The sequence below is a fragment of the Sphingomonas trueperi genome, assembly GCF_040545665.1.
In the GTDB taxonomy this organism is placed as follows: Bacteria; Pseudomonadota; Alphaproteobacteria; order Sphingomonadales; family Sphingomonadaceae; genus Sphingomonas; species Sphingomonas trueperi_B.
On record NZ_JBEPMH010000002.1, the window covers coordinates 273295 to 289467 of the forward strand.

The window sequence follows — 16173 nt, forward strand, 5'->3', positions numbered from 1 at the left end:
CAGGATCGAAGTACATGGGTTTCCGTTGCGGCATCGTCGGCCTGCCCAATGTGGGCAAGTCCACGCTTTTCAATGCGCTGACCGAGACGGCCGCGGCGCAGGCGGCCAATTATCCGTTCTGCACGATCGAGCCGAACGTCGGCAACGTCGCAGTGCCCGATCCGCGGCTGAACAAGCTGGCGGAGATCGCCGGCTCGCAGAAGATCATCGAGACGCAGCTGGGCTTCGTCGACATCGCCGGGCTGGTGCGCGGCGCGAGCAAGGGCGAAGGCCTGGGCAACCAGTTCCTCGGCAACATCCGCGAGGTGGACGCGGTCGTCCACGTCCTGCGCTGCTTCGAGAATGACGACATCCAGCATGTCGACAATCGCGTCGACCCGATTGCGGACGCCGAGACGGTCGAGACCGAGCTGATGCTCTCCGATCTCGAAAGCCTCGAGAAGCGCGTGCCCAACCTCGCCAAGAAGGCGGCGCAGGGCGACAAGGAGGCCAAGGCGGCCGCCAGCGTGCTCGGCCAGGCGCTCGACCTGCTGCGCGACGGCAAGCCCGCCCGCCTCACCGTTCCCAAGGACGAGGACGAGGCCCGCCACCTCCGCATTGCCCAGCTGCTCACTGCCAAGCCGGTGCTCTATGTGTGCAACGTCAACGAGGAAGACGCGGCGAACGGCAACGATCTATCCGCCAAGGTCTTCACCAAGGCGGCGGCCGAGGGCGCCCAGGCGGTGGTCGTCTCGGCGGCGATCGAGGCCGAGATCGCGACCATGCCGATGGAGGAGCGCGGCGAGTTCCTGGGCGAGCTGGGGCTCGAGGAAACCGGCCTCGCCCGCGTGATCCGCGCCGGCTACACGCTGCTCGACCTGCTGACCTTCTTCACCGTCGGCCCCAAGGAAGCCCGCGCCTGGACCGTCCACCGCGGCGCCACCGCGCCCAATGCGGCGGGCGAGATCCACAGCGATTTCGAGAAGGGCTTCATCCGCGCCGAGACGATCGCGTACGAAGATTTCGTCGCGCTGGGCGGCGAAGCCAAGGCGCGCGAAGCCGGCAAGCTGCGGGCGGAAGGCAAGGCCTATGTCGTCAACGACGGCGACGTGATGCACTTCCTGCATAGCTGAAGACTGTCATTAGCCCCTCCCCTTCAGGGGAGGGGTTGGGGTGGGGCAGAGTCTCACCGAGACCAACAGGCGTTCTGGAATCCCTCCACCCCAACCCCTCCTCCGAGGAGGAGGGGCTACCCTAGCCCCCCCCTACCCACACACCTTCACGATCAGCGCGGCGAGGTGCTCGCGCAGGAACGGCTTGGCGAGCACCGGCCGCTCGCGATAGGGCCCCTCCAGCCCCAGTGCGCCGTATCCGGTCGCAAAGGCATAGGGGATCGCGCGCTCGGCGAGGATGTCCGCCACCGGAAACGAGCGATGACCGTCGAGGTTGACGTCGAGGATCGCCAGGTCGGCCTCCACCTGCCGCGCCGCCTCCAGCGCCTCGGGCAGCCGCATCGCGATCGCCACCACCTCATGGCCGAGATCGATCAGCATGTCCTCGATCAGGAAGGCGATCGTCATTTCATCTTCGACGATCAGGACACGCACGGCCTTATCCTATTCCACGGTGACGGCAGCGAGCGGCGCCTCGACGGTACAGCGCAGCCCCTCGGGCTCGAAGTAAAGCGTCACCGTCCCGCCAAGTTCCCCCGCCAGGCCACGTTCGATCAGCCGCGACCCGAAACCGCGCCGCGCCGGCGCCACCACGATCGGCCCGCCATGCTCGCGCCATTCGAGCCGCAACTGGCCATTGGCCACCGACCAGGCGATCGCCACCCGCCCCGTCTCGTTCGACCAGGCGCCGTATTTGACCGCATTGGTGGAAAGCTCGTGCATCGCCAGCGCCAGCGCCAGCGCGGTCTTGGGCGAGATGCGGACGTCCGCGCCCTCCAGCGTGCAGCGCGCCGGGTCATGCTGGTGCGGGCGCACCGCCTGGTCGATCGCCTCGCGCAGCGATGCGCCGGCCCAGCGCTCGCCGGTGAGCAGGTCGTTGGCCTGGGCCAGCGCCACCAGCCGCGCGGCGAACTGCTCCTGCGCCACCGTCAGATCGGGCGCGGCGCGAAAGGTGCGCATCGCGATCGCCTGGACCATCGCCAGCGTGTTCTTCACCCGGTGGTTGAGCTCGTTGATCACCAGCCTCAGATGCTCGTTGGTCCGCCGCTGCTCGGTGATGTCCGAGGCGGCGCCGAACCATTCGACCAGTTCCCCCGCCTCGTCGGTGAGCGGCACCGCGCGCGAGGCGACCCAGCCGAGGCTGCCGTCCAGTTGCCGCACGCGGTGTTCGAGCTCGAGCGGCTGGCGGGTCGCCACCGCTTCGGCGATCGCGGCGCGCACGCGATCACGATCTTCCACGGGGATATAGGTGTCGATCCACTCGGGAAGGGTCTGGTGCGCGTGCGCGAGGAAGGTGCCGCCGTCGAGGTGCAGCAGGTCCGACCAGTCGGGGCTCATCCGGTAGATCGCATCCGAGGTCGCCTCGACAAAGGCGCGGAGCCGCCCCTCGCTCTCGCGCAGCTGGCGCTGGGCAAGCACCTTTTCGGTCGTTTCGACCACGATGGCGATCACGCCCGCCGGCCTGCCCGTCTCGTCGAGCACCGGCGAGTAATCCAGGTTCATCCACACCGGCTCCAGCTTGCCGCGCCGCTGGAGCGCCAGTTCCTGGTCGCGATAGGCGAGCGTCTGTCCGCTCAGGCCCACCCGCATGACATGGTCGTTGAAATCGGCGACCTCGGCCCAGCCCTCGCGCACCTTGGACCCCAGCAGCGCCGGGTGCCGGCTGCCGGCGAATTCCGAATAGGCGTCGTTGTAGATCATCACGCCGTCTTCGCCCCACAGCAGCACAATCGGCACCGGGGAAAGCAGCAGCATCTGGGTGACCGATTTCAGGCTCTGCGGCCACTGCGCGAGCGGCCCGATCGACGTTGCCGCCCAGTCGAAATCCCGAATTAGCTGCCCTAGCTGCCCCCCACCGATCGGGTAGCCTTTGTCGACCATCCTACTCCTCCACGCAGCGGATCACGCCTGCCCCCGCGGCTGGGACAATGTTTCTCCTCCGCAATCGTTCATTCGCCGTCTGGCGGCGATAACCTATGTGAATTTGCCACAGCCTGAGCCTGTGCCGTCGGCCGGGCGGAAGCAGCTGCGCAACAAATCTTCGCTTCGGGCGGCAACGCGCTAGAAATGTTTCTACAATGGGTCCGGTACGGGGGCATAGACCACTCGGGGGGACTGCATGACGATTACCGCGCGGGTTCGCAGCGGCGCGATTGCGCTGATCTTGCTTCTGGCCATCGCCTTCGCCGTCTCGGCGTGGCGGATCCACGCCATTCGGATGGGCGGCCCGATGCACCGCGCGTCGATGGAGATCGCCGATCTCAATGCCGACATTCTGCCCCCGCCCGAATATATCATCGAGCCCTATCTCGAGGCGACGCTGCTGCTCGACCACCCGGAACGGATCGACGCCACCCGCGCCCGCCTTGCCGAGCTGCGCAAGGCCTATGACGAACGCCACGCGGTGTGGGAACAGTCGGAGCTGCCCGATCGCCTCAAGCGCGCGATCCTGGCCGACACGCACACCCCGGCGATGCGCTTCTGGCAGGAGGCGCAGGGTTCGTTTCTCGATGCGATCGCCGCGAACGACATGGTCACCGCCCGCGCCCGCTATGCGGTGCTCACGCAAGCCTATGACGCGCACCGCAAGGCGATCGACGCGCTCGTCAAGGCCACCGCCGAGGAGCAGGCCGCGTTCGGCGACCGCTCGTCCCAGTCGCTCTGGACTTCGATCGGCGTGCTGACCTTGCTCGCGCTCGCGCTGTTCGGCACGATCGGCTGGTTCGCCTGGTGGCTCACCCGCCGCGTCGCCCAGCCGCTGGCCCAGGTCGCCCAGGCGACCACCACGCTGTCGCGCGGGCAGGACACCGCGATCCCCTATCGCGACCGCACCGACGAACTGGGCGACATCGCCCAGGCCGTGGCGCGCTTCCACGCCGCCGCGCGCAGCCGCGCCGAGATGGACGCGGCCCACCTCGCCGAGCAGGAAAATGTCGGCGACGTGCTGGGCGCAGCGCTCGCCGCGCTGGAGAAGGGCGACCTGCGCCACCGCATCAACACCCCCTTCCCCGGCGTCTACGAGCCGGTGCGGCTGAGCTTCAACCGGGCCGCCGGCGCGCTCTCGGCGATGCTGCGCACCGCGATCCACGGCGCGCGCAATATCGGCACGGGATCGAGCGAGATCGCCACGGCCTCGGAAGACCTCGCCCACCGCACCGAGACTACCGCGCATACGCTCCAGGAGACCAGCGCCGCGATCCAGCTGATCGAGAACCGGCTGAAGAGCAGCAGCCAGTCCGCCGAGGCCACCATGGCGCGCGCCGAGCAGGCCGGTGCCTTGGTCCATGCGGGCCGCAGCACCGCGCAGAACGCGGCGACCGCGATGAACAGCGTGTCCGAACGCGCCAATGCGATCGACACGGTGGTCGAGGGGCTCGACAAGATCGCCTTCCAGACCCGCGTGCTGGCGATGAACGCCGCGGTCGAGGCGGGCCGCGCGGGCGAGGCGGGACGCGGCTTCGCGGTGGTCGCCGATCTCGTCTCCGCGCTCGCGCTGCGCGCCGAGGAAGAGGCCAAGCGCGGCCGCGACCTGATCAACGAGACGCAGATCGACGTCGCCACCGCCGCCAGCGAAGTCCGCGCGGTCGACACGGCGCTGGGCGAGATCGTCGAGAATTTCGACGGCGTCCAGGAACTGCTCCAGGCGCTGCGCGAGGACAATCGCTCGCAGGCCAGTGCGATCTCGGACATCACCAAGTCGGTGGTCGAGATGGAAACCGCCACCCAGCAGAATGCCGCGATGGTCGAGCAGACCTCCGCCGCCGCCCGCTCGCTCGACCGCGAGGCGGCGACGCTGCTCGGCAATGCCGAGGCCTTCCGGGTGGACGAGGAGGTGGCGGGGTATCGCAGCGGCGCGGACACGCCGGCATTCGAGATGGCGTACTGAGCTAAAGTCCTCCCCTGCAAATCCCCCTCCCGCCTGCGGGAGGGGTTAGGGGAGGGTGTGTGAGGGTGGCAGGCGACACGCCGCATTAGAGCGCGAACAGCACAGCTCCCCGCTTCTTCACCCTTCGAGTTCTGCTTCCCGTACACACCCTCCCCCTGCCCCTCCCGCAAGCGGGAGGGGTGAAAAGGGCGTCGCCTCGCCCGGCCTCGCCTTCCCCCTACCCCTCGAACGCCGTCAGGATCGGGCACGGCCCCGCGCTGCCCGACCCGCACTCCCGCGCCAGCCGGGCGAGCCCCTCGCGCGCGTGCACCAGCTCGGCGATCTTCACGTCGAGCGCCGCGATCCGCGCCCGCGCCAGCTCGCGGGCCCGCGCGCGATCGTCGGTCGCGTCGAGCTCGAGCAGTTCGCCGATCTCCTCCAGCGTGAACCCCGCCGCCTGCGCCGATCGGATGAAGCGCAGCCGCCGCACTTCCTCCTCGCCGTAGCGGCGCACGCCCGCATCGGGCCCGCCGCCGCGCTCGGGCGTCGGCAGCAGCCCGCGGCGCTGGTAATAGCGCACCGTTTCCACCCCCACCCCGCCGGCATCCGCCAGCTTTCCGATCGTCAGTTGCGACATGGCTTGACTCCGTACCATGGTACGGAGCCTATATGGGGTGCGGAGTGAAGGAAACCCCATGTCATCCGCCTTGGAAAAAAGCGCAATTCTCTACCGCATGGTGATGGGCACGCATGTCTGCCCCTGGGGCCTGCGCGCCCTGCACCTGCTCAAAAGCCACGGCTACACCGTCGACGATCGCCACCTCACCACCCGCGAGGAGACCGACGCGTTCAAGGCGCGCCACGGCGTGACGACCACGCCGCAGGTCTTCATCGGCGAGCGCCGCATCGGCGGGCATGATGATCTCCGCCAGTTCCTCGGCCTGAAGGTCCGCGATCCCAAGGCGAAGACCTATGTGCCCGTCATCGCGCTGTTCGCCATCGCCGCGCTGCTGGCGCTGGCCGCCAGCCAGGCCGCCTATGCGACCCCGTTCACGATGCGCGCGGGCGAGTGGTTCGTCAGCTTTGCGATGTGCCTGCTGGCGATGCTCAAGCTGCGCGACGTGTCCGGCTTCGCGACGATGTTTCTCGGCTACGACCTGCTCGCCCGGCGCTGGGTGCCCTATGCCACGCTCTACCCCTTCGCCGAAGCCACGGCCGGGCTGCTGATGACGGCGAACGTGCTGACCTGGTTCTCCGCGCCGCTGGCGCTGTTCATCGGCGGGATCGGTGCCGTGTCGGTGTTCAAGGCAGTCTATGTCGATCGCCGCGACCTCAAATGCGCCTGCGTCGGCGGCGACAGCAACGTGCCGCTCGGCTTCGTGTCGCTCACCGAAAACCTGATGATGATCGCGATGGGCCTCTGGATGCTCGCGCGACCCCTGCTGGGAGCCTGACCCTTGCGTACCACTTTCGCCGCCCTCGCCCTGCTCGCCCCCCTGCCCGCCTTCGCGCAGGAGGATCACGGCATGCACGACATGGGGTCGATGCCCGCCGAACCGACGCCGCAGGACCATGCCGCGATGGGCCACACCATGCCCGACATGGACTTGTCCAAGCCGATGGCCAACATGCGCATGGGCGGCTCCGACCATGCCGCCGGTGGCTCGGGCACCGCGCTGCTGCCCCAGGCCGACGGGCCGATGCGCGGCGTGATGCTCAGCCATGGCGACTGGATGGTGATGGCGCACGGCTATGTCTGGGGCGTCTATACCGATCAGGGCGGCAAGCGCGGCAAGGACGAGGCGTTCGTCGAATCGATGGCGATGCTCAGCGCCAGCCGCGACTGGGGCGGCACCAGCCTCCAGCTCCGCGCGATGGGCAGCCTCGAGCCCGCGATGGGCCAGCGCGGCTATCCCAACCTCTTCGCCAGCGGCGAGACCGCGAACGGCCAGCCGCTGGTCGATCGCCAGCATCCGCACGACCTGTTCATGGAACTGAGCGCCCGTATCGACACCCAGGTCGCGCCGGACACCAAGCTCTTCGTCTATGGCGGCCCCGTCGCCGAGCCCGCGCTGGGCCCCAGCGCCTTCATGCACCGCCGCTCGGCCCGCTATTTCGCCCTGTCGCCGATCGCGCACCACTGGTTCGACAGCAGCCACATCACCTATGGCGTCGTCACCGGCGGGGTGCAGGCAGGCCGCGTGCAGCTCGAAGGATCGTGGTTCAACGGCCGCGAGCCCGACGAGCATCGCTGGGACATCGATCCGATCAAGCTCGATAGCTGGAGCGTGCGCGCGAGCTGGTCGCCCACCGACAACTGGGTGGCGCAGGTTTCGACCGGGCATCTCAAGAGCCCCGAAGTCACGCATGCGGGCGAGGACGAGCAGCGCACCACCGCCAGCCTCCACTATAGCAGTGGAAAGGTCTCGGCGATGGTCGCCTATGCCGCCAAGCATCGCCTGCCGGGGCCGGTGCTGAGCGCATTCACCGCCGAGGCGAACTGGGACCTGACCAGCCGCCACAGCCTGTTCGGCCGGGTGGAGAATGTCGCGAATGACGAGCTCTTCCCCGACCATGACGATCCGCTGCACGACGCCAAGTTCCGGGTGACGCGGTTCGAGGGCGGCTATGCCTATCGCATCCCGCTCGCGCACCAGACCGAGCTGGCGCTGGGCGGATCGGTTGCGGCCTATGCCAAGCCAAGCGCGCTCGACGCGGCCTATGGCAAGGCACCGGTGAGCTACACGTTGTTCGCGCGGTTTGCGCTGGGGCGGTAAGCGCGGGGGCGCCCCCTCCACCACGCCGCTGGCGCGGCGCGGTCCCCCTCCCCCGCTGCGCGGGAGAGGAAACGCTATCTACACAGGTGTTTCCTCCACCGCGAAGCGGGGGAGGGGGACCGCCGCCGAAGGCGGTGGTGGAGGGGGCGCCCCGGGTCTTCCCCCCGCAACAAATCCAGCGCATGGCGCACCCCATGCGCTGGACCACCAGAATCGCCGCCGCCGCGCTGATCGCGGTCCTCCAGGCCTGTGCCACGCCGCCGGTCCAGGCCCCGCCCCCGCCGCCCGCGGCGGTAGAAGCCCGCGCGCCCGTCACGATCCTGATCTCGATCGACGCCTTCCGCGCCGACTATCTCCAGCGCGGCGTCACGCCCAACCTCACCCGGCTCGCGGCCCAAGGCATCACCGGCCCCATGCGCCCGAGCTTCCCGAGCAAGACCTTCCCCAACCACTGGACGCTGGTCACCGGCATGGTGCCCGACCATCACGGCATCGTCGGCAACCGCATGGAGGACGCCGCCCACCCAGGCGAGACCTTCACCACCGCCAGCGACGCGCCCTATTGGTGGAACGCCGCCGCGCCGATCTGGGTCGAGGCGGAGAAGGCAGGCATCCGCACCGGCACGGTGTTCTGGCCCGGCGCGAACGTCGCCTGGGGCAGCAGGGTCACCAGACCCGATCACGGCGACTATGCCGGCGGCACGCGCCCGCGCGACTGGCTCCAGTACAACCAGGCGATAAGCGACACCCAACGCGTCGACACCGTGCTCGATTGGCTCCGTCGCCCCGCCGCCAGCCGCCCGCGCTTCGTTACGCTCTATTTCGACCGGGTCGACGTGGCCGGCCATGAACATGGGCCGGACTCGCCCGAGGTCACCCAGGCCGCCGCCGCGGTCGACGCGCAGATCGGCGCGCTGGTCGAGGGCCTCGCCGCGCTCCGCCAGCCCGCCAACCTGGTCATCGTCTCCGATCACGGCATGTCCGAGACCAGCGACACCCGCGTGATCCCGCTCGGCCTGCCCAAGGACAGCTATCACCTGATCGAAGCCGGCCCCTTCGCCGCGCTCGATCCCCTGCCCGGCAAGGAAGCATTGGTCGAACAGGCGCTGCTCCGGCCGCATCCTCACATGGAATGCTGGCGCAAGGCCGACATCCCCGCCCGCTTTCGCTACGGCACCAACCCGCGCATCGCCGCGCTGTTCTGCCTCGCCGAACCGCGCTGGATGATCGTCGAGAGGCTGCCCGATGCCCCCTTCACCCGCGGCGAGCACGGCTATGACAACCGCTCGGCGGACATGGCAGCGCTGTTCGTCGCCGCCGGCCCCGCGTTCCGCCACGGCACGGTCGCGGCGTTCGACAATGTCGACGTCACCCCGCTGCTCCGCGACCTGCTCGGACTGCCGCCCAAGGCCGGGCTCGACGGCGACGACGCGCCCTTCCGCCCCCTCCTCCAGCCCGGCTGAATCCGCTTGCCAGCAACGGGTTTCTCAATGAAACTCGTTGCCATGCGCTTCTTCGACGACATCCAGCCCGGCGACCGCGCCAGCTTCGGCCGCTACGACGTCACCCGCAAGGAGGTGCTGGAATTCGCGCGCAAATATGATCCCCAGCCCTTCCACCTCTCGGACGAGGCGGCGGCCAAGACCCATTTCGGCCGGCTGGCGGCGAGCGGCTGGCACACCAACGCGATGACGATGGCGATGCTGGTCGCGCACTACGAGGCGGACCCCATCGCCAGCCTGGGCGCGGCGGGCATCGACGAGCTGCGCTGGCTCAAGCCGGTCTATCCGGGCGACGTCCTCCGCTGCGAAACCGAAGTACTCGAAGCCCGCGCCTCGCAAAGCCGCCCCGACATGGGCATCGTCCGCAGCCGGCTGACGACGTTCAACCAGAACGACGAACCGGTGCTGACGTTCATCGCCAACGCCCTGATCGCGCGCCGCGCGGCGGGGTGATTGCAGCCGGTACGCCCGTCGATGGCGGGCTGTTCCTGACGACGATGGGATTCAAACGTCTGAACTAGCCTTGACATCGTCACGATAATATGGAACAAATCAGGAACGCTGACGAATCTCGCCCCGATCGGGGCCGGTCCAGCCCCTCGACATCGACGTACCCCAGATTGGCTGTGTCAGCGTGACATCGGGCCGCGTGAAGTCGCGTCTGCAACACCTGGAGAATCAAACATGACGGTTTCAACCTTTGGCATCCCATCGTCGATCGTCGATGGGGATCTGGCGGTATTGGCGCGGATCGCCGCCGCCTATGCGCCCCATGAAACGGACCCCGCGAGCCTCGCGATCGCCGTCGACGCGGGACACGTGATGGTGGGAACGACGCTGATCGAGAATGACGAACAGCTCGTGTCGGGCTTCAGTGCCCCGACCACGAATACGCGCATCGATCGCGTGGTGCTCAATCCGCAGACCGGCGTCGCGAGCAGGATCGCCGGGACGGAAAGCGCCACGCCCGTCCCCCCGGCCATTCCCGCCGGGTCCGTGCCCGTGGCACAGGTCAAGCTGCGGCCTGCGCAGGTCAAGATCCTGAACGAAGACATCACCGACGAGCGCGATTTCTTCGGCCAAGCCGCGTCGAGCGTGTCGGGAAGCCTGATAAACGTCCAACGCTTCTCCGTAAGCGGTGTCTATACGCCGACGCCGGGTACGACGAGCGTCATCGTCGAAGCGTTTGGCGGCGGCGGTGGTGGGGGCGGCTGCGCGGTAACCGGATCCAACCAGTCGTCCGCAGGCGGCGGCGGCGCCGCAGGATCCTATGGCAGGGCACGGTTCACTTCGGGCTTTGCTGGCGTGACCGTGACGGTAGGCCTCGGCGCATTCGCTACGAGCGCGGGTGCTGCCGGCGCGGACGGCCAGGCATCGAGCTTCGGCAATCTGCTGGTCGCACCCGGGGGCCTGGGCGGAACCGCCGGTGTCGCGACGTCATCTCCCGCCGCAACGTGGGGGACGAATGGGGGTCTTCCGCCGACGGGTGCCAATCTGGGCGGCGGCGGTGGTGGCGCCGGCGGTATCGGGCTGGCGCTTAGCCCTTCGTCTTCGGTTGGCGGGCGCGGCGGGGACAGCGCTCTGAACGGCGCGTCCGCAGGCAGCATCAACGGTGGCGCCGGTGGCGGCAACCCGAACGGCAGCGGATCCGGCGGCGGCGGCGGTGCCTCCAACATCGCGAACATGGCAGCACGCGCGGGCGGCCCCGGCAATGGCGGCTTGGTGATCGTCTGGGAATATTCGTGACCGCATCGCCCTAGCATGATCGACGTCGCCGGGTGGCCCTTCGCGCTACCCGGCGATTTCGTGTGTCGGCCGTGCCCAGCGGGGTGAGGAAAGCTGCGGAAGCATCTTGCTATTCGGCCCCAGTTCGAGCGCCGCGATAAACGTTCATGCGCGTGAACTTTGGCAACTTAGCCGCAGGACGCGCCCTTTGGTCGCTGCTATGCTCGGCTTCATGCAGCGCTGGGCAGCAGCCCGCCCGGCTGCCTGCCCGGGAGAGGGACCATGTCCGTTGCCGCGACATCCGACACCGCCGAAATCGATGCCAAGATCGCCGCGCTCGCCGATTGGCGCGGCGCGCTGCTCGCCCGCATCCGCCGGCTGATCCACGAGGCCGTGCCCGAGGTCGTCGAAGCGGTGAAGTGGCGCAAGCCGAGCAATCCGGACGGCGTGCCGGTCTGGTCGCATGGCGGCATCCTGTGCACCGGCGAGCTCTACAAGGACAAGGTGAAGCTCACCTTCGCGCGCGGCGCAGCGCTGCCGGACCCTGCCGGGCTGTTCAATGCCAGCCTCGACGCGGGCACCCGCCGGGCAATCGATCTGCGGCAGGACGCGGTGCTGGACGAGACGGCGTTCCGCGCGCTGATCCGCGCCGCGGCGGACGAGAATCAAGGCGTGTGCGCCTAAGCCTCCCCCGCCCTGTCCGGGCACTCCTCGCGATCGACCGCACCGATCCGATCCGGTCGCGTGCGCTGGCAATCGGTGCGCTGGGCATGGCCGTGCCGGTGGCGCTGGGGCTGCTGCTCGGGCAACCGCACGCCGGTTTCCTGATCGGACTCGGCGCCGTACTGCTCGCCGGCGGCCCTGCCGAGGCGAGCGTCGCCGGGAGCGACCGGGCGATGCGGCTCCTCACCATGGCACTGCCGGCGCTGGCCGCCGTGGCGACCGCGACGCTGCTTGCCCGGCTGCCCGCGGCGGACCCGGCGATGATCCTGATGGTCGCCATCGCGGCGCTGTCGGTGAACTACAGCCGCCCGCTTGCCGCTGCGGCCATCCGCTTCAACATCTATTGCGTGCTGGGGATGACGCTGATCGAGGGCAGCACGGCGCACGGCGCGGGCAGCGCGCTGGTGTTCGGGCTGGGCGCCTTGTGGAACATCCTGCTGCGGCTGCTGCTCGATCCACGAGGCCAGGCAGAATCAGCCCTCGTCCAGCCCCAGCGCCGGCAGCCCAGCCCTGCCCAGCGGCGCGCGCATTTCCGCAAACAGCTGCACAGCCTTGCCGGTTGGCAGTTCTCGCTGCGGCTGGCGATCGGCCTGGGTATCGCCAGCATGCTGCGTCACGCCTTCCCGACGCACCATTTCGCCTGGCTCGTGCTGACCGTCCCGCTGCTGACCGAGCATGGCATCGTGCCCCTGCCGCTGAAGACGCTCCAGCGGCTGCTCGGCACGTTCGGCGGCGTCGCGCTCGCCTGGCTGCTGTTCGCGCTGGCATATGGCCCCATCGCGCTGGGGATCGTCGCGGCGGTGCTGGCGACGCTGGTGCCGGTGGCCCGAGCACGCAGCTATCTGCTCTACGCGATCCTCTCGGCGCCGCTGATCCTGCTGGTGATCGACATCGGACATCCGGCGACGACGGCGCTGTTGGTCGATCGCATGGTCGCGACGTTGATCGGCGGGGCGATCGTTGTTGCGCTCAATCTGGCGTTCGATCGCCTGCTTGCCCTTGCCCCGCCCGCAATGCCCAGCGCAGGCCGCTGAGCGAGCCTCAGGCCGCCTGCAGCATCGCCGCCTGCCGCTTGGCGGCCCCGCGCTCCAGCTTGAACGCGCCGGTCTGGCCGCTCAGCACCTCGACTTCGCGGAGCAAATGCGTCGTCGCCGCCGAGGTCTCCTCGACCATCGCCGCGTTTTGCTGGATGCCGGATTCGATGGAACTCAGCGCGCCGGACACCGCCTTGGTGGCATCGGCCTGTTCGCGGCTGGCGCGGGCGATTTCGTCTGCACGGCGGGCGCTGTCCTCGGTCGAGGCCTCGATCGTCTGGAAGGCCTCGTCGATCAGTCCGACGGCGGCGACGGCGGTGCCGATCTCGTCGCGCGCGCGGGTCAGCTGTTCCTTGGCGCTCGCCGATTCGGTCTCCGCCCGCAGCGCCAGCGCGCTCACCAGATCGGCGACCACGGCGAAGCCGCGCCCTGCCTCACCGGCGCGGCCCGCTTCCACGGCCGCGTTCATCGCAAGCACCCGGGTCTGGAACGCAATCTTCTCGAGGCCCTCGATCACGCCATCGATGGCACGCGAGCTTTCGGTGACGGCGTCCATCGCGACCGTAGCGGCGGTGGTACGGTTGCGGCCCTCGGTCACCGCCGAGCGCGCCGAATAGCTCGCGGCGAGCGACTGGTCGGCCGCCGCCGCGGTCTCGCGGACGCTGCCGGTGATCTGCTTCACTGCGACCGCAGTGTGGCTCAGTTCGGCCGAGGCCTGCTCGGTGCGGCGGGCGAGATTGCCCGAGGCCTGGGCGATCTCGCGGCTGCCGGTCTCGATCGACTGGGTGCTGTCCATCAGCGCGTCGATCAGGTCGCGCAGGCGGTCGATCGCGCCGTTATAGCCGTCCTTCAGATCGCTGAACTCTTGGGGATAGTGTTCGGTGATCTTGGCGCTGAGGTCGCCGTCGGCCAGCCGCTGGAAATAGACGGCCATGCCGCGGACCACCGCGGCATGTTCCTTTGCGAGCAGGTTCTGCTCGATCTGCTCCTCGGCGGCCTGCTTGAAGCTGGCCATGGCGCGGGTGAGCCGGCCGACGCAATCGGTGAACTCGGTATAGGCGATCGGGCTCTTGAGGTCTCCCGCCGCCAACGCCTCCATGCGGACCACGGTGGTGACGTAGGGCACTGCGATCGCCTCGCGCAGCCACCAGGCGCTGATCACGCCGCAAACGAGCAGCACGATTTCAATGTCCAGCGAAACGCTTGGGGTGAACAGCGCGTCGGCCAGAGTCGCCGCAAGCAACAGCCCGACGAACAGGCCGAAAGCGATCAACAGCTTCAATCGGATCGGCGCATTCGCCTTGAACCACTCCATACCCAAGCCTCGTCTTTGATCTGCGTCAAAGACATCATAGACGAGGAAAAGTTTCTCGTTGCAGATTCGGGGTAAAGGGAAGTTACTTAGTTGCCTACGGCATATCGTTGCAGATTCCATATAATTATTGACTGATCGCCACCTTGCCTGGCCACTGGCCCCGCTGGGAACGTTCTACGTTTATTTTGTGAACGCGGGTTTTGCTTATGAAAGCCCAGAAATCCCCAATCGGCGCTCGGCAATGTGGCGGGACAGGCGGCGGTCAGCGCCGCCCTCCGCCCGGGCGGCCGCGGAAGTCGCGCCAGTTGTTGCGCCAGCGCTGCTCGCCGCGCCAACCGCCGCGGCGCTGCTCCCAATAAGCGCGCTGGCCGTCGTTCCAGGCATGGCGATGCCGGTAACGATCGTACACATAGACGCCGGTGCCGGGATAATAATAATCGTCGTACCAGCCCCAATACGGGCTGCCGTACGCGCTGCCATAACCGACCGCGACACGCGAGCCGCCATAGCCATAGCCGTCGTCCATGCAGCCGCCGAGCGCCGCCGCCCCGCCGAGAAGCGCCGCGCCGAGAAAGGACTTCAAACCGATATGCATGGGGTACGCTCCTCTACCGGAGGCGCGCGGCGGGGCGATGCCCCTGGCCGCGCCCCTCGGGCGGAGAAGCGCACGGACAGGCGGTGGAGTTCCGTCAGTGCCCTTCGAACGCGACGAGCGACGTGACCTGGATTCCGTCGCTGCGCAGTGCATCGGCGCCGCCGAGATCGGGCAGATCGACGACGAAGGAGGCCTGGACCACTTCCGCCCCCGCCTTGCGCAGCAGCCGCACCGCCGCGCGCGCCGTTCCGCCGGTGGCGATCAGGTCGTCGACCAGCAGCACGCGAGCGCCGGGCACCAGCGCATCGGCATGGATGGCGATCCGATCGGTGCCATATTCGAGGGCATAATCCTCGGCGATCGTGGCACCCGGCAGCTTGCCGTCCTTGCGGATCAGCAGCACGCCGGTGCCGAGCCGCACCGCCAGCGCCGCGCCGAACACGAAGCCGCGCGCCTCGACGCCGGCGACGAGATCGATCTTGCCCTCAACCTGCGCCGCCATCTTCTCGATCGTCAGCCGCAGCCCCTCGGGATCGAGCAGCAGCGTGGTGATGTCGCGAAACAGGATCCCCGGCTTCGGAAAGTCGGGGATCGTGCGAATGCGACTGCGGATGTCTTCGTTCTGCTGGATGTCCATCAATGCTTCATGCCGCGCCAAACCGTGAGGTACGCGCCATAGGCGAGCACGGTGGCAAACAGCAAGAAGATCACGACCGCCACGCCCGCCTGGTGGCGCACCTGCAGCGTCGGCTCGGCGGTCCAGACGAGAAAGGCGGAGACGTCCTTCGACATCTGGTCGACCGTTGCGCGGGTGCCATCGTCGAACTGGACCTGGCCGTCGCTCACCAGCGGCGGCGGCATCGCGATGTTGAGATTGGCGAAATAGGGATTGAAGTGCATGCCCTCGGGCGTCTTCATCGCCTCCGGGAACTGCGCCGCCTTCGCCGCATCGGGCTTCTCGCCATAGCCGGTCAGCAGCGAATGGACATAGGCAGCCCCGTCATGCCGCGCCTTGGTGATCAGGCTGAGGTCCGGCGGGTTGCCGGTGCCGGCATAATAGACCTTGGGGATATGGTCCGACGGGATGTTGTCGCGCTCGCCCCAGGTGCCGGCCTTTTCGTCGAACACCGGCTGCTTGTTCGCCCATTCCTTGGCGATCTTCTTCACCTGCGCGTCGCTGTACCCCAGGTCCTTGAGGTTGCGGAAGGCGATCATGTGCAGCGAGTGGCACGCTGCGCAGACTTCCTTGTACACCTTGAAGCCGCGCTGGAGCTGGGCGGTGTCGAACTTGCCGAGCGGCCCGTTCGAGGGGAGGTCCAGTTCCTTCGGATGCTTGTGCAGCGCCTGTTCGGCGGTCTGCTTGGGCGGCTCCTTGATGAGCCCCGTGATGCTGCCCAGCAGGGCGAGCAGCAGCACGAAGACGAAGCCGCCACCAATCAGGAACTTGATCGAGCGAAAGAAGATCGACGTCATGGTTCCCGGCCCC

General features: G+C 68.3%; 16 protein-coding genes. 9 read left to right on the top strand and 7 right to left on the bottom strand.

Annotated features, from left to right (window positions below; genetic code table 11):
• The first annotated feature begins 14 nt into the window (after window positions 1-14).
• Window positions 15-1112, top strand: coding sequence for a redox-regulated ATPase YchF (gene ychF / locus ABIC65_RS08515; protein WP_354308079.1), 1098 nt, complete (start codon window positions 15-17; stop codon window positions 1110-1112).
• Between the two features lie 132 nt (window positions 1113-1244).
• Here ychF and ABIC65_RS08520 read toward each other — a convergent pair whose 3' ends face one another.
• Together ABIC65_RS08520 and ABIC65_RS08525 are read right to left on the bottom strand one after the other, a co-directional pair.
• Window positions 1245-1586: a response regulator gene (locus tag ABIC65_RS08520; protein ID WP_354308081.1), complete on the bottom strand. Its 342-nt coding sequence runs from the start codon at window positions 1584-1586 to the stop codon at window positions 1245-1247.
• A gap of 9 nt (window positions 1587-1595) precedes the next feature.
• On the bottom strand, window positions 1596-3032 hold the full coding sequence (locus tag ABIC65_RS08525) for a sensor histidine kinase (RefSeq protein ID WP_354308082.1): 1437 nt from the start codon (window positions 3030-3032) through the stop codon (window positions 1596-1598).
• A gap of 238 nt (window positions 3033-3270) precedes the next feature.
• Between ABIC65_RS08525 and ABIC65_RS08530 the strand changes: the two genes are divergently transcribed.
• Entirely contained in the window at window positions 3271-5037 is a 1767-nt protein-coding gene (locus tag ABIC65_RS08530; protein WP_354308083.1) for a methyl-accepting chemotaxis protein, read from the top strand.
• 217 nt (window positions 5038-5254) lie between these two features.
• Here ABIC65_RS08530 and ABIC65_RS08535 read toward each other — a convergent pair whose 3' ends face one another.
• Entirely contained in the window at window positions 5255-5653 is a 399-nt protein-coding gene (locus ABIC65_RS08535) for a MerR family DNA-binding protein (protein ID WP_354308084.1), read from the bottom strand.
• 58 nt (window positions 5654-5711) lie between these two features.
• Between ABIC65_RS08535 and ABIC65_RS08540 the strand changes: the two genes are divergently transcribed.
• The 7 genes from ABIC65_RS08540 (at window position 5712) to ABIC65_RS08570 (ending at window position 12777) form a co-directional block, all read left to right on the top strand.
• Window positions 5712-6470, top strand: a complete 759-nt coding sequence (locus ABIC65_RS08540; protein ID WP_354308085.1) for a glutaredoxin family protein — start codon at window positions 5712-5714, stop codon at window positions 6468-6470.
• Window positions 6471-6473: 3 nt separating this feature from the next.
• On the top strand, window positions 6474-7793 hold the full coding sequence (locus ABIC65_RS08545) for a hypothetical protein (RefSeq protein ID WP_354308086.1): 1320 nt from the start codon (window positions 6474-6476) through the stop codon (window positions 7791-7793).
• Window positions 7794-7987: 194 nt separating this feature from the next.
• Window positions 7988-9256, top strand: a complete 1269-nt coding sequence (locus ABIC65_RS08550) for an ectonucleotide pyrophosphatase/phosphodiesterase (RefSeq protein WP_354308088.1) — start codon at window positions 7988-7990, stop codon at window positions 9254-9256.
• A 42-nt stretch (window positions 9257-9298) separates the two neighbouring features.
• The gene (locus ABIC65_RS08555) at window positions 9299-9748 is read left to right on the top strand and encodes a MaoC family dehydratase (protein ID WP_354308602.1); all 450 of its coding nucleotides are present in this window, start codon (window positions 9299-9301) and stop codon (window positions 9746-9748) included.
• 231 nt (window positions 9749-9979) lie between these two features.
• Window positions 9980-11041, top strand: coding sequence for a hypothetical protein (locus tag ABIC65_RS08560; RefSeq protein WP_354308089.1), 1062 nt, complete (start codon window positions 9980-9982; stop codon window positions 11039-11041).
• A 261-nt stretch (window positions 11042-11302) separates the two neighbouring features.
• Window positions 11303-11704 carry a DUF1801 domain-containing protein gene (locus tag ABIC65_RS08565; RefSeq protein ID WP_354308090.1) on the top strand — a complete coding sequence of 134 codons (402 nt, stop codon included), beginning with the start codon at window positions 11303-11305 and terminating at the stop codon, window positions 11702-11704.
• Entirely contained in the window at window positions 11695-12777 is a 1083-nt protein-coding gene (locus tag ABIC65_RS08570; RefSeq protein ID WP_354308091.1) for an FUSC family protein, read from the top strand. Before ABIC65_RS08565 ends, ABIC65_RS08570 begins: the two co-directional genes overlap by 10 nt.
• A 7-nt stretch (window positions 12778-12784) precedes the next feature.
• On the opposite strand, the gene ABIC65_RS08575 is transcribed toward ABIC65_RS08570, so the two are convergent.
• The 4 genes from ABIC65_RS08575 to ABIC65_RS08590 form a co-directional block, all read right to left on the bottom strand.
• Complete coding sequence (locus ABIC65_RS08575; RefSeq protein WP_354308092.1) at window positions 12785-14092, bottom strand: methyl-accepting chemotaxis protein; 1308 nt, start codon at window positions 14090-14092, stop codon at window positions 12785-12787.
• A gap of 262 nt (window positions 14093-14354) precedes the next feature.
• Window positions 14355-14687, bottom strand: a complete 333-nt coding sequence (locus ABIC65_RS08580) for a hypothetical protein (protein WP_354308093.1) — start codon at window positions 14685-14687, stop codon at window positions 14355-14357.
• A gap of 94 nt (window positions 14688-14781) precedes the next feature.
• Entirely contained in the window at window positions 14782-15324 is a 543-nt protein-coding gene (locus ABIC65_RS08585; protein WP_354308094.1) for an adenine phosphoribosyltransferase, read from the bottom strand.
• On the bottom strand, window positions 15324-16160 hold the full coding sequence (locus tag ABIC65_RS08590; RefSeq protein WP_064309834.1) for a cytochrome c1: 837 nt from the start codon (window positions 16158-16160) through the stop codon (window positions 15324-15326). Before ABIC65_RS08590 ends, ABIC65_RS08585 begins: the two co-directional genes overlap by 1 nt.
• Between the last annotated feature and the right edge of the window lie 13 nt (window positions 16161-16173).

Bases quoted from the DNA above. Each gene is read 5' to 3' on its own strand.
- ABIC65_RS08525 (WP_354308082.1), bottom strand. From the start codon at position 3,032: ATGGTCGACAAAGGCTACCCGATCGGTGGGGGGCAGCTAGGGCAGCTA.
- ABIC65_RS08580 (WP_354308093.1), bottom strand. From the start codon at position 14,687: ATGCATATCGGTTTGAAGTCCTTTCTCGGCGCGGCGCTTCTCGGCGGG.
- ABIC65_RS08585 (WP_354308094.1), bottom strand. From the start codon at position 15,324: ATGGACATCCAGCAGAACGAAGACATCCGCAGTCGCATTCGCACGATC.
- ABIC65_RS08590 (WP_064309834.1), bottom strand. From the start codon at position 16,160: ATGACGTCGATCTTCTTTCGCTCGATCAAGTTCCTGATTGGTGGCGGC.
- ABIC65_RS08540 (WP_354308085.1), top strand. From the start codon at position 5,712: ATGTCATCCGCCTTGGAAAAAAGCGCAATTCTCTACCGCATGGTGATG.
- ABIC65_RS08535 (WP_354308084.1), bottom strand. From the start codon at position 5,653: ATGTCGCAACTGACGATCGGAAAGCTGGCGGATGCCGGCGGGGTGGGG.
- ABIC65_RS08575 (WP_354308092.1), bottom strand. From the start codon at position 14,092: ATGGAGTGGTTCAAGGCGAATGCGCCGATCCGATTGAAGCTGTTGATC.
- ABIC65_RS08550 (WP_354308088.1), top strand. From the start codon at position 7,988: ATGCGCTGGACCACCAGAATCGCCGCCGCCGCGCTGATCGCGGTCCTC.
- ABIC65_RS08530 (WP_354308083.1), top strand. From the start codon at position 3,271: ATGACGATTACCGCGCGGGTTCGCAGCGGCGCGATTGCGCTGATCTTG.
- ychF (WP_354308079.1), top strand. From the start codon at position 15: ATGGGTTTCCGTTGCGGCATCGTCGGCCTGCCCAATGTGGGCAAGTCC.
- ABIC65_RS08560 (WP_354308089.1), top strand. From the start codon at position 9,980: ATGACGGTTTCAACCTTTGGCATCCCATCGTCGATCGTCGATGGGGAT.
- ABIC65_RS08565 (WP_354308090.1), top strand. From the start codon at position 11,303: ATGTCCGTTGCCGCGACATCCGACACCGCCGAAATCGATGCCAAGATC.
- ABIC65_RS08555 (WP_354308602.1), top strand. From the start codon at position 9,299: ATGCGCTTCTTCGACGACATCCAGCCCGGCGACCGCGCCAGCTTCGGC.